This window comes from Desulfatiglans parachlorophenolica (assembly GCF_055394735.1).
This window is the reverse complement of record NZ_AP042460.1, coordinates 3,740,704-3,753,412: the sequence shown is the minus strand read 5'-3', so window position 1 is coordinate 3,753,412 and position 12,709 is coordinate 3,740,704. Positions and strand designations below refer to the sequence as shown.

The window sequence follows — 12,709 nt, the reverse complement described above, 5'->3', positions numbered from 1 at the left end:
GGTCTTTGGCGGTGGTCCTGCGTGGCCCTACTCCCATTAAGGTTCGGTTGGAAGGTCCTGCGCCTTCCAAAGCGACCAGCCGTTTATCAGGACCCGCACATTCCGGTACCCTCGGGCACGGAGTGCGCGCGCCAGGGCGATTCCCAGACCGCAGGTTTCGCTGTCGCAGTACGTGATGATCAACGCCTCGGAAGGGATCGGGCCCATGATCGGTTCGAAAAGGATATCGAACTGCTCCCAGGGGAGGCTGACGGCTTCCAATATATGACCGTGTAGGTAGGCATCGGTTGACCTCGCATCTACGAAGACGGCTGCACCGTTTGCAAACGCCTGTTCAGCCTCTTCGAGCGAGATGGCGAGGATTTCGCCGTTTTCGAGCTGCAGCCGGGAACCTGGCGACCATTCGCCTCCAACCGGGAGGGGATTTGGGCGCAGGCTGTTGACGCACCAGGCGAACGCGGCTGAAAGCAGGAGGATGGCAACGCTTTGCAGCAGGGCACGGCGTTGGAAAGAACCCCGGGATTCTTCCCGGGAAGCGGCGCCTTCGGCCGAATGTCTCGTCCGGTACAGCAAAAAGAAGGCGGGGATCAGGAAGAGGGCGTCCCGTATGATGTACCACACCATATCCGCTTGGCTGGTGGTCGCCGTGGACGATGTAAAGCATCCGCAATCGATGTTGAGGCCGCGCGCAAAATTGAAGGTCACGGCGAGGAAAAACACGCTGAGGAGGACGCTCGAGAGCAAAGCTCCTCCGGGCAGCCAGTGTCCCAAGATCAGCAGGACCCCGAGGACCAGCTCGAAAGAGGGAAGGGCGATAGCGGTCGGATTGATCAGGTTTTCGGGCAGGATATGATAGTTGAAGATGACTTCGGCGAATGCGGAGGGGTGCAGAATCTTGTCGATTGCAGCATAGATCAGAAGCCCTCCAAGGAAGAGGCGTGCAGTCCGAACGGCGGCGCGGTCTCTTCTCTCCAGGGGATCCGGCCGGGAGATTCGGGTGGAGGAATGATCAGGGGCAGGTTTCCCGTTTCCCATGGGTGCCAATGCTCCTCAGCTGACAGATATCCTCGCGCCGAATTAGGGGCAGGCGAGCGGTGATGTCGGCGATTTCCCGTTCTTCGTTCAGCCAATGCGCAAGGTTTCTGCGCATGGTCTCGGCAAAGGGATTGGTGTTGTCCTTTGCCGGAAAATAGTTGACCCACAGGCCATCCTTGCGGGAGTCCACGAGTTCGGCCTCCGCGAGGATCTTCAAGTGTTTCGAGACCGTTGGCTGGCTGATGCGCAGCGCTGCCTGTATCTCGCATACACACATTTGACGGTGTTCGAGCATCTTGAGGATCTTGACCCGATTCACGTCTGACAAGGCCTTCATGACCCTGATGAACATTTTCATGGTGGGATCTCCTGTGGGATGGTTGACCAAAAATGTAGTCAGCGAAGCGATGGGAGTCAACAGCAAACGGCATGGGCATGGCTTCGATCGGTTCTTTCGACCCGGGTCCGGCACCATGGGGTATGGAAGGCGATGGCTGGACCCGGGACGGTCTTCAAGGTGTTCAGCATTTTTCTTGACCCTCTGAACACCCTCTTCTATACTACTATATTTCAGTAAAAAGGAATAATCGGCACCGACAAAAATCGGTTTCAGAAATCCGCCGCCCGGCGATCGGTTTTTCTGAATCGGTTTTGGGGTAACGGGAAGTCTTTCTTGGCAGCGCCGATCAATTCTTTTATGGACGGCCGGAAGGCCGACGATTCTACGGGAGGTCATTTATGGGAAAAGTAGCGATTATCGGAGTGGGACAGAGCGCCTTCGTCAGAGGTTATCCGGGTTCCATCAGGGAACTGGCCTTTGAAGGCTTCAAGGATGCCATGCGGGATGCGCAGATCAGTACGAAGGACATCGACGCATCCGTCGTCTGCTCGGCGCCTGAGTACGACAAGCAGCGTTCACCGGCGGGGGTTCTGGCCGAATATTTCGGCCTGACTCCGCAGCCGACCTTTTACCTCGAGAGTCTGTGTTCGTCGAGCAGTATGGGCCTGAAGGTCGCCTATGCCCTCGTGGAATCCGGGCTGCATGATGTGGTGGCGGTTGTCGGGTTTCAGAAGATGTCGGAGATCTCTTCGGCCGAGTCCCAGGAGCGGATGGGGAGGGGCGCCGACATCCAGTGGGAAAGTCCTTTCGGGACCATGATGCCGGCCTATTATGCCATGTATGCCCGCGCCCATATGGCCAAATACGGGACGACATCCGAGGATCTGGCCCTGATTCGCGTCAAGGCGGCCACCTACGGACAGATCAATGAAAAGGCGGTCTATCGCAAGCCTGTAACGTTCGAGATGTTTTCAGATCCCAAGAGCCCGATGGCCTCACCGGTGGCCAGCCCTTTGCGCGTCGGGGATTGCTGTGCGAATGCGGACGGCAGTTCTTGCGTGATCGTCGCGAACGAGGAGAAGGCAAAGGCCTTCTGCAAGAAGCCGGTCTGGATTCTGGGCGTCGGCAGCGCCTCCACGGCCGTGAATCTGGCCGGAAGGGATCTGTTTACGGGTCTGACGGTTGCCCAGCAGGCGGGTGAGCAGGCATACAGGATGGCCGGAGTGGGCCCCAAGGATATCGATGTAGCAGAGGTCCACGACTGTTTTACCATCGCGGAGATGATGGCCTACGAGAACCTTGGCTTCGCCAAGCCCGGCGAGGGCAAGGATTTGATCCGTGGCAAGGAAACCTATAAGGAAGGAAGCATTCCGGTCAACGTTGACGGCGGACTCCTGTCCAAGGGGCATCCGATCGGCGCCACAGGAGGTTCGCAGCTCCGAACCATCGTATTGCAGTTGAGGGGCGAGGCGGGGCCGATGCAGGTCAAGGATCCCGAAATCGGCCTTGTCCACAATATCGGCGGTGTCGGCCTTTATGGCAATGTCACCATTCTGGGGAGGTAAAGGACATGGCGGGACAGAAAAAAGAAATAGACGATCGATTCAAGAAGTTCGGGACGGTAAGCTTTACCTCCATCACGAAGGTCAACGATTTCATCGACTACCTGGAACAGGGCAAGGTTATGGGAACGCGGTGCAAGGGCTGCGGGCTCATGTTTTTCCCGCCCCGGGCGGATTGCTACAAGTGCCTCGGAGGGGAGATGGAGTGGTTCGAGGTTGCGGGCACCGGAAACCTCGTGAGTTACAGCAAGCTCGAGTATGCACCGGTAGGCTTCGGGGACGATCTGCCCTACGCTATTGCTCTTCTGGATTACGGTGATTACAAGGTCTTCGGGAGGATTGCATCCGATATCCCCGACGGGGAGATCCAGGTCGGCATGGCCATGCGGACTGAGGTGAACCACCTGCCGAACGGCCAGCTGAACTACGTCTTTCACAAGGCCTGATCGGCATCAGGGAGGCTCCCGCTGATGGGGGTCTCCCTGAGAGAAACAGAGAGGGCCTGTGAGCGAGGAAGCTGCGCATCGTAAGGAATGGATTGAACTGTCCTTTCGTATCGATCCTGTTGCCCGCGAGGCTCTGAGTGCCTTCCTCTTCGATTTGGGTTGTACCGGGATCGTTACGGAGGATTTCGAGGACCAATCCTTGCGGGCCTATTTCACGTTTGACTCAGACCCGGAAGATATCACGTCCAGGACGGATCTTTTTCTCGGGGAACTGACGCGCGTTTTCCATCGGATGGAAACCCCCGTGTGGGCTTGGCATCGAATAGCGGACGAGGATTGGTCCCTTGCCTGGCGCCGCTTTTTCCATCCTACCCGCATTACGCCCAACCTGTTGATCCTGCCGGCCTGGGAAACCGATGCGGCTGGAGAGCCCGGTCATATCATCCGGATCGATCCAGGGCTTGCCTTCGGGACCGGCCAACACCCCACGACGCAGATGTGCCTGAGGGCCTTGGAGAGGGTTTCCTCCCATGGGTCGTGGTCCATGCTGGATTTGGGCACCGGGAGCGGTCTCTTGGCCATTTACGGGGCCGTGCTGGGCGCGGAGCGCATCCTTGCCCTGGATGTGGATGCCGATGCCCTGGCTTGGGCTGCGAGAAACCTCGAACTCAATCAGGTGCAGGAGAAAATCATTCTTTCAGGGTCGCCGGTAGAGGCATGTGCCGAGGCCTTTTCCGTGGTGGCCGCAAACCTGATCCTCGGTGAGATCATGCGGCTGTTGCCGCATTTCCCTCGGATTCTGGCGCGTGACGGCCTCCTGATTCTTTCAGGGCTTCTGGATTCGCAGTTGGACGAGGTTGCCCGTGCCTTGACGGATCACGGCCTCACCGTGCGGGATACCCTCCTTCAGGATGAGTGGGGGTGCCTCCTGTGCAGGGCCGAGGCGGTGCTCTAGGTTGTTTCCACCCGGAAAAGGGCATCCGGCGCAGCAAAGTTTCCAATCCTGAAATGAGGATTTTTGGCCGATATCAAGGAAATCAAGCGTTTGTGCGGAGGCGACCTGCAGGTCGCCGCGCAAGCAAACGTGCAAATTGACGCCGAGATTGGTCAAAAAGACCATTTCCGGATGGAAACTAGGTTGTTCTGCTGCCGCCGGCGCGATGGAGACGTCATGGATGTCCGATAGGAGTCTCAGGCGTTTCTTTGTCAAGAAGATCGATCCGGATTCCGGGATGTGCAAGGTCTCCGGGCCGGAAGCGAGGCATATTCAAAGGGTGCTCCGGATGGGTGAGGGGCACCGTCTCCTGCTGGTCGACGAAGACGGCCGGAAGGCCCTCGGGCGGATCGTTTCAGTGAACCCGCAAGAAGTCAGCGTTCTGTTGGAAGAGGTGTTCCCCTCTGCCCCCGCCCCGCTGATCGAGGTGGTCCTCTGCCAGGCAGTGCTGAAGTCGCAGCGGATGGACTGGGTGATCCAGAAAACGACGGAGCTGGGCGTCTGCAGGATCGTCCCCTTTTTCTCCGAAAGGACAGTGGTCGATCTGACCGGGGCGAGGAGCGCGAACAAGGTCCGCAGATGGCGCGAAATCGCCCGCATGGCCACGACCCAATCGGGCGGGGATCGTCCCCCCGAGCTCGATCCGCCGCATAGCTTCGCTGATCTTCTGGCGCGGTACAGGGATGAAACCGCCTTGAAAGGAATCTTGTGGGAGAAGATGGGTGGAAGGCGGAACCTCAAGGCTTTTCTGCGCTCTGCCGCCCCGCCGCCACGTTTTATCGGCATGGTCGGTCCCGAGGGCGGTTTTTCGAGGCGGGAAGCCGAGGAGGCTGTGGCATGCGGGTTTGTCCCGCTTGGCATCGGAAGCCGTATCCTGAGGGCCGAGACGGCCGGGATGCTGTTCGTCGGGATCGTACAGGTCGAGTGGGGCGATCTCGGAGACGAAGCCGATTCGCAGGTGGATGAAGCCGGGCGGGACGGAAAAAATCCATGGCGCGGCCGTCCGGATGCATGAAGGAGAAGACATGAGCGAGGAGATAACCCGACGTTTGTCGCGATCCATCACCGGATGGATCGTGCTCTGGTTTTTACTGTTGACGGCAGGCATGGTTGCCGGAGGGTGGTGGGTCCTTGAAAGCCTGAAGGCTGGTGCCGTGATGGAAGAACAGACGGTGCTGAAATCCCTTTGGGATGCCAGGTTGGTCCTCGGGGCGGTATTGGCGGGTGGTATTCTTGCGACCGGAATCTTTCTTCGCCTCTGCATCGGTGGGGCGGTGGGGCGCCACCTCGCCGAATGGCGGCCTGCGGCCCCGGCCGCCGGGAAACGGGGTCGGGCGGAGCGTCCATCGGAGGCGGTGCCTCAGCCTGAATCGGCCAAGGAAACAAAGGAAATGGCTGTACGGCGCGCGCTTCAGGTCTTGGCCCTGCTGCAGCGGGAGGGCCGCCTGGTCGACTTCCTGAGCGAGGATCTCGCTGCCTATGATGACGCGCAGATCGGCGCGGCGGTCAGGAGCATCCAGGAGAGTTGCCGGAAGGTTCTGCGGAAGCATCTGGCGCTCGCCCCGGTGATGGACCGCGAAGAGGGGGAGCAAGTCACGGTGCAGGCGGGTTTTGACGCCGGATCCATCAAGCTCACCGGAAATGTCACCGGGGATCCCCCCTTTTCGGGCGTCCTGCAGCATCGGGGCTGGCGCGCCGCGCGCTTGGATCTGCCGACGCTTTCGGGGGCGCAGGATCCCGGGATTATTGCCCCTGCAGAGGTCGAACTGCAGTAGGATAAGCAGGCAGAGGGGCGAAAATCTCGAGTTTTCAGGGGGATATTTCGCGGGGCCGGGAGAAGGCGGCTTCAGCCCGATATGTCTAGGAAGCTGAAAGGGAATAAAGATTTGGAGAAGCCGAGCTACATTGTCGGCATCGATCTCGGGACAACCAACAGTGTCGTTGCCTACACGGAGGCGGAGGCCGAAGGGTCGGAACTCCCGGAGATTCGTGTCTTCAAGATTCCGCAGCTGGTCGGGCCGGGATCCGTTGCCGAGCGGCCCGTTCTGCCGTCCTTCGTGCTTGTGCCGGGGCCCCACGATGTGCCTGCGGGGGCCCTTTCATTGCCCTGGAACCCCGATGGCGACCTGGCTGTCGGCGAATTTGCGCGTGACCGCGGCGCGGAGCTTCCGCACCGGCTGATAGCGTCTTCCAAATCCTGGCTGTGCCATACCGGCGTGGATCGCCGCGCGTCCATCCTGCCCTGGGAGGGGCTTGAGGACGTCCGGAAACTGTCGCCGGTGGCGGCCGAGGCCGCCATCCTCTCGCATATCCGTGAGGCCTGGAACCATGGGTTTGCCAGGGGGGACGAGAGGCTTTCCCTTGAGAACCAGGAGGTTTTTCTGACGGTCCCGGCATCGTTCGACGCGGTGGCGCGTGATTTGACCGTCGAGGCAGCCGGTCTGGCGGGTCTCCATCGGATTGTCTTGTTGGAGGAGCCCCAGGCCGCGTTCTACGCCTGGATCGAGGCCTCACAGGACGGTTGGCGGAAGCGGGTTCGAAAGGGAGACCTTGTACTGGTGGTGGATGTCGGGGGCGGAACCACGGATTTCAGTCTCATCCGGGTGTCGGAGGATAGCGGCGAACTCGTGCTGGATCGGATCGCCGTCGGGGAGCATTTGCTGGTGGGCGGGGACAACATGGACCTGACCCTCGCGCACGTCGTATCGCGGTCTATGACCGAGCAGGGGCGTAAGTTGAATGCCTACCAGCTGCGCGGTCTCTGGTCGGCCTGCCGGTCGGCGAAGGAAAAACTGCTCACCGAAGAGGGAGAGGAAAAGGTCCCGGTAACCGTGCTCGGCCGAGGGTCGAGCCTGATTGGAGGGACCCTCACGACCTACCTCGATCGCGCACAGGTAAACCAGATCCTCATGGAAGGCTTCTTCGGCCTTTGCAAGCGGGAGGCCGAGCCGCGGAGCACGGTCCGCACAGGGATGCGGGAACTCGGGCTCTCCTATGCTGCCGATCCGGCTGTCACGCATCACCTGGCCGTGTTTCTGCGCCGCGCCGGGGCGTCGGAGGTGGGCGGAGGCTCGGAACGGCTTTTGCCGACGGCGGTGCTCTTCAACGGCGGCGTCATGAAGGCGGCGATCCTGCGCCGGCGGATCCTCGATGTGCTTCGGTCCTGGGGGTCGGAGACCGATGGGGTGCGCGAGCTGCCGAGCGAGGATCTCGACCTCGCCGTGGCGAGGGGGGCGGCTTACTACGGTTTGGCGCGGCGTGGAAGGGGCATCCGGATCAGAGGCGGCCTCGGTCGGAGTTATTATATCGGCGTCGAGGCCGCGCTGCCCGCCGTCCCGGGGATGCCTACCCCGCAGAAGGCCCTGTGTCTGGCGCCTTTCGGCATGGAGGAAGGCACGGAGGTGACGCTCGAGGGGAAGATCTTCGGGCTGGTGGTAGGCGAGCCGGTCCGGTTCGACTTCCTCGGTTCGCTGACGCGACGTCAGGACACCGCCGGGACCATCGTGGAAGATTGGGAAGCTGAAATCGAAACCTTGACGACCCTCGAGACGGTTTTGGATGGGGAGCCGGGAACGATCGTCCCGGTCGTTCTGCAGGTCAGGGCCACCGAGGTAGGTGCGCTCGAGGTCTGGTGTCTGGCCCAGGAGGGTGGCGGCCGGTTCAGACTGGCATTCAACGTCAGGGAACACGCAGATCAGGAAAATGGTCGATAAGCGCTTCATCGTCGGGATCGATCTCGGAACCACCAATTCAGCGGTCTCTTATGTGGACCTGGAGAGCGGCGAACGTCTGCCGGCGGCCATCCGCCTGTTCTCCATCCCGCAGCTGAACGCCCCGGGGGAGGTGTCCTCCCAGGACATCCTTCCCTCGTTTCTGTACCTCCCGGGCGGACACGAAATCGATCCGGAGGCTGTCCGCTTGCCGTGGTCCACGCCCGTTGCGGAGGGTTTTGTCGGTCTCTTTGCGCGCGAACAGGGTGCCAGGGTGCCGAAGCGGCTGGTTTCGTCGGCCAAGAGCTGGCTCTGCCACGGCAGGGTGGATCGCAGGGCCGCCGTTCTGCCATGGGGCGTCGATGAAGGCCTGCCGCGGGTCTCGCCGGTCGCCGCCACCGCTGCCTATCTGCGGCATATCCGGGAGGCATGGAACCACCGCAACGGCAAGGACGAGGCCCTCCTTCTCGAAGATCAGAGCGTGGTCGTGACCGTGCCGGCCTCTTTCGACGAGGTGGCGCGGGACCTCACGGTCGAGGCGGCGGAGAGCGCCGGCATACCGAAATTTCTGTTGCTCGAAGAGCCCCTCGCCGTCTTCTACAGCTGGCTGGTCCGTCACGAGGCCGACTGGCATGAACAGGTCCATCCCGGGGAACTCGTGCTGGTCTGCGACGTCGGCGGGGGCACCACCGATTTTACGCTCATCACCCTGCGGGAAAAGGAGGGGGTCCCCGAGTTCGAGAGAATCGCGGTGGGTGATCACCTCATCCTCGGAGGGGACAACATGGACCTCGCCCTGGCCCGCCTCGCTGAAGGCCGGATGCAGCGCGGGGGGAAGACGGCTCCGCTTCAGCTGCACCGCTGGCAGGCCCTTTGTCATCGATGCCGAATGGCCAAGGAAGAGATCCTGAGTGGGGATGCGGAGTCTCGCGATATCACCCTGGTCGGCGAAGGCCGGCGGGTTATCGGCGGCACATTGACCACCGCGCTGGAGCGGGAAGAGGTCGAGCATCTGATTCTGGACGGATTCTTTCCGCTGGTCACCCCCGATGAGGACCTCTCCGAGCGGCAGCGCCGGGGCATGACCGAACTCGGTCTTCCCTATGCCCAGGATCCGGCGGTTACACGGCACCTGATCCGTTTTCTCGAACGGCATAGGCAGGATATCGCTCAGGCGTCCGAGCGTGAGATGCCCTATCCGGATCTGATCCTCTTCAACGGCGGAGCACTGAAACCCGGGATCATCCGCGACCGGATCCGTCAGGCGATTCGGTCCCGGTTCCGCCTGGTGGATGAGGGTGTGCCGCGGGTGCTCGAGAACCCGCACCTCGATCTGGCCGTTGCCATCGGTGCGTCCTATTACGGGTTGGTCAAGGCCGGGCACGGCGTCCGTGTGGGCAGCGGAAGCCCGCGCGCTTACTATCTGGGGCTTGGCGCGGCGTCCGGGAGCGGGGCGCAGGAGAGCGCGGGCGGGAAGGCGATCTGCCTCATCGAGCGGGGTATGCACGAGGGGGCCGACATCCGGGTTCCGGACCGGAGATTCGAGGTATTGGCCAATCAGCCGGTACATTTTCAACTTTTCAGTTCGAGCTTCCGTACGGGCGATCATGTGGGGGACGTCATCGATGTGGACGAAACCCTGACGGCGCTTCCGCCGATACGCACGGTGATCCAGTTCGGGAAAAAGGGGCGGGAAACGGCCCTCCCCGTTCAGGTGGAGGCCTCCTATACAGAGATGGGAACCTTGGCCATCTGGTGCCGATCGCTTCTGACCGAGCATCGGTGGCGCCTCCAGTTTCAGTTGCGCGACGCGGATGCCGCGATGCCGGTGGCGGACCATGCCTTTCTCGAGGAGTCTATCGTAGAGGAGGCACTGGGTGTCATCCGGGAGACCTTTGCGGGCAGGGGCGAGGGCCCGGCGCCGGAGCGCCTGGTGAAGACGCTGGAAGAGCAGATCGGCAAATCGAAGGATCGTTGGCCCCTCAGCGTCATCCGTCGTTTCGCCGACGCCTTGATGGAATGCCCCGATGCCAGGGAGAGGAGCCCCGAGTATGAAGCCCGCTGGCTCAATCTTTTGGGGTTCTGCCTGCGACCCGGATTTGGGGATGCCCTGGACGAGCACCGGCTGCAGAAGGTCTGGCGGTTCTACAACCGGGGGCCCTTCCATGCAAATCACCCGCAGGTGCGCCCGGAATGGTGGTGCCTCTGGCGGAGGTTGGCCGGGGGCCTGACGGTCGCCCAGCAGCGGCAGGTGGCGATCGATTTTGCGGCGCTCGTTCGTCCCAAGAAAAAGAAGGACCAGAAGAAACTGCCGTCCCAGGAGCACCTCGAGTTGTGGATGGCCTTGGCCAATATGGAACGGTTGGCGATCCCCGATAAGGAGTTCTGGGCTCGCGCCCTGCTCGATGGATTCAACCCGAAGAGCGTCAAGCCGCAGTATTGGTGGGCGCTGGCGCGGATCACGGCCAGGGAGCCTCTTTACGGCCCGGTGGATCGTGTCGTCCCACCGAAGGCGGTCGCTGCAGTGGTCGATACGATCCTCGCTTCGGCCTGGCGGAATCCGAAACCGGTCGGCGCGGCTTTGGCCCAGATGGGTCGATTGACCGGGGACCGGACGAGAGACCTGGACCCGGACGTCATCGCACGCATGACCGCGTGGTTGGAGCCTCACGATTGGGCCTCCGATTGGATCCGATGCCTCCGGGAGGTGATTCCGTTGGCCGAGCAGGAGGAGGAAGCCCTTTTCGGCGAGGCTCTACCTGCGGGAATCCGGCTGCACCAGGGGTGATGGAGAGAAGAAGGGGACCGATTCATGATGGAAGACGACGAGGAGAACAGCATGCAGGAAACGGCCAAACTCATTGTGGGCGGCAGGACGTTCGAATTGCCCATCGTCCGTGGAACGGAAGGGGAAAAGGCCCTGGACATCTCACATCTCAGGAAGGAAACCGGCCTGATCACCCTCGATCCCGGGTATGCCAATACCGGCAGCTGCGAAAGCAGCATTACCTTCATGGACGGTGAAAAAGGCGTCCTGCGCTATCGTGGAATTCCGGTGGAACAACTGGCCGAACGGTCGAGCTTCGTCGAGACGGCCTATCTGCTGATCAACGGAACATTACCCACACGCCATGAGTTGACGCGGTTTTCGGTCATGTTGAATGACCATTCCCTTGTGCATGAGGATATGCGGGCGTTCTTCGAGAACTTTCCCCGCCGGGCGCACCCGATGGGCATCCTTTCCTCGATGGTGAATGCCTTGCGGGCCTTTTACCCGGAACTCCCGGAGCGCGGCGAAGAGGAGGAGATCAACATCACGTTCGCGCGCCTGCTTTCGAAGGTGCGGACGATGGCGGCCGCCTCCTACAAGATCTCGCGGGGGCACAGGGTGGTCTATCCGCGGCATGATCTCAGTTATTGCGCGAATTTTCTCAATATGATGTTCGATTCGCCGGTCAAACCCTATGTCCTTGACGACGATATTGTACAGGCGTTGAATGTTTTCTGGATCCTGCACGCCGACCACGAACAGAACTGCTCGACGGCGGCGGTCCGGTTGGTCGGAAGTGCACGAGTGAATCTCTTTGCAGCCATCTCTGCCGGGATCTGCGCCCTCTGGGGGCCTTTGCACGGGGGCGCCAACCAGGCGGTGATCGAGATGCTGAATCAGATCTATACGGCGGGGGGCGATCCAGCCCCGTTCATCCTGCGGGCCAAAGACCGCAACGACCCTTTCCGACTGATGGGTTTCGGGCATCGTGTTTACAAGACCTACGATCCGCGGGCCAAGATCATGAAGGCCATGTGCGATCGCATCCTGGAAAAGCTCAATCTGAACGACCCGCTTCTGGATATCGCCAATACGCTCGAGGAGGTGGCTGTCAACGACCCCTATTTCATCGATCACAATCTGTACCCGAACGTCGATTTTTACAGCGGGATCGTGTTGAGGGCCCTCGGTATTCCTTTGAACATGTTCACGGTCATGTTCGCCATCGGACGGCTGCCGGGCTGGATCAGCCAGTGGAAGGAAAGCGTGGACGACCCCAAATGGAAGCTTCATCGGCCGCGCCAGGTTTACGTGGGCCTACGGGAAAGGGAATATGTTCCAATCAAGGACCGGGAATAGGGTAAACCTCGCAGGGAGGAGATCCCCATGTATCTTTTGAAGGTTCGGATGGACCGCAACCCCGAGAAGTTTCACGACAAGGTCAATCGGCTGATGGACGAGGTCATGAATCTGCGGGGTCCGGTGCTGAACGCCACGAGCGCCGATTGGGTGCCTGAGGCGGACCTGTATGAAACAGCGGAAGAAATCGTTCTGCTGGTGAATCTGTCCGGGGTCCGCAAAGAGGAGATAGAAGTGACCTTTTTCGAAAACTATCTCCGGGTTGCTGGATTCAGGAAGTTGTACGGGGGCGATGTACCCGCCCGTTACCACCGTCTCGAGATGGGGCATGGCAATTTTGAGCGGATCTTCCGCGTACCCGCCTGGGTCGACGGGGATCGGATCGAGGCCGCCTTTTCGGAGGGTCTTCTGACTGTTCGGATGAAAAAGGGTCCTATGCCGCTGCCACGGTTTATCGAAGTGGATCACTGATCCTTGGTCGGGGCGCGAATCT

General features: G+C 60.9%; 11 protein-coding genes. 9 read left to right on the top strand and 2 right to left on the bottom strand.

Features of this window, described 5'->3' with window-relative positions:
* Window positions 1-36: 36 nt before the first annotated feature.
* Window positions 37-1,035 carry a MauE/DoxX family redox-associated membrane protein gene (locus ACZ500_RS17505; protein ID WP_464228698.1) on the bottom strand — a complete coding sequence of 333 codons (999 nt, stop codon included), beginning with the start codon at window positions 1,033-1,035 and terminating at the stop codon, window positions 37-39.
* Window positions 1,010-1,393 carry an ArsR/SmtB family transcription factor gene (locus ACZ500_RS17500; protein ID WP_464228697.1) on the bottom strand — a complete coding sequence of 128 codons (384 nt, stop codon included), beginning with the start codon at window positions 1,391-1,393 and terminating at the stop codon, window positions 1,010-1,012. Before ACZ500_RS17500 ends, ACZ500_RS17505 begins: the two co-directional genes overlap by 26 nt.
* A gap of 380 nt (window positions 1,394-1,773) precedes the next feature.
* Here ACZ500_RS17500 and ACZ500_RS17495 point away from each other — a divergent pair, with 380 nt between their 5' ends.
* From ACZ500_RS17495 to ACZ500_RS17455, 9 genes are all read left to right on the top strand, one after another.
* Window positions 1,774-2,940, top strand: a complete 1,167-nt coding sequence (locus tag ACZ500_RS17495; protein WP_464228696.1) for a thiolase C-terminal domain-containing protein — start codon at window positions 1,774-1,776, stop codon at window positions 2,938-2,940.
* A 5-nt stretch (window positions 2,941-2,945) separates the two neighbouring features.
* On the top strand, window positions 2,946-3,383 hold the full coding sequence (locus ACZ500_RS17490; RefSeq protein ID WP_464228695.1) for a Zn-ribbon domain-containing OB-fold protein: 438 nt from the start codon (window positions 2,946-2,948) through the stop codon (window positions 3,381-3,383).
* A 58-nt stretch (window positions 3,384-3,441) separates the two neighbouring features.
* Window positions 3,442-4,338: a 50S ribosomal protein L11 methyltransferase gene (prmA, locus tag ACZ500_RS17485; protein ID WP_464228694.1), complete on the top strand. Its 897-nt coding sequence runs from the start codon at window positions 3,442-3,444 to the stop codon at window positions 4,336-4,338.
* A gap of 220 nt (window positions 4,339-4,558) precedes the next feature.
* Window positions 4,559-5,392, top strand: a complete 834-nt coding sequence (locus ACZ500_RS17480) for a 16S rRNA (uracil(1498)-N(3))-methyltransferase (protein WP_464228692.1) — start codon at window positions 4,559-4,561, stop codon at window positions 5,390-5,392.
* A gap of 10 nt (window positions 5,393-5,402) precedes the next feature.
* Window positions 5,403-6,152 carry a DUF2760 domain-containing protein gene (locus tag ACZ500_RS17475; RefSeq protein WP_464228691.1) on the top strand — a complete coding sequence of 250 codons (750 nt, stop codon included), beginning with the start codon at window positions 5,403-5,405 and terminating at the stop codon, window positions 6,150-6,152.
* An 81-nt stretch (window positions 6,153-6,233) separates the two neighbouring features.
* Window positions 6,234-8,090 carry an Hsp70 family protein gene (locus ACZ500_RS17470; RefSeq protein WP_464228690.1) on the top strand — a complete coding sequence of 619 codons (1,857 nt, stop codon included), beginning with the start codon at window positions 6,234-6,236 and terminating at the stop codon, window positions 8,088-8,090.
* Window positions 8,080-10,875: an Hsp70 family protein gene (locus tag ACZ500_RS17465; protein WP_464228689.1), complete on the top strand. Its 2,796-nt coding sequence runs from the start codon at window positions 8,080-8,082 to the stop codon at window positions 10,873-10,875. The genes ACZ500_RS17470 and ACZ500_RS17465 overlap by 11 nt, the downstream gene beginning before the upstream one ends.
* Before the next feature lie 51 nt (window positions 10,876-10,926).
* Window positions 10,927-12,216, top strand: coding sequence for a citrate synthase (locus ACZ500_RS17460; RefSeq protein ID WP_464233077.1), 1,290 nt, complete (start codon window positions 10,927-10,929; stop codon window positions 12,214-12,216).
* A 27-nt stretch (window positions 12,217-12,243) separates the two neighbouring features.
* Window positions 12,244-12,687 (top strand): Hsp20/alpha crystallin family protein, encoded by a 444-nt coding sequence (locus ACZ500_RS17455; protein WP_464228688.1) that lies wholly within the window; start codon window positions 12,244-12,246, stop codon window positions 12,685-12,687.
* Window positions 12,688-12,709 lie beyond the last annotated feature (22 nt).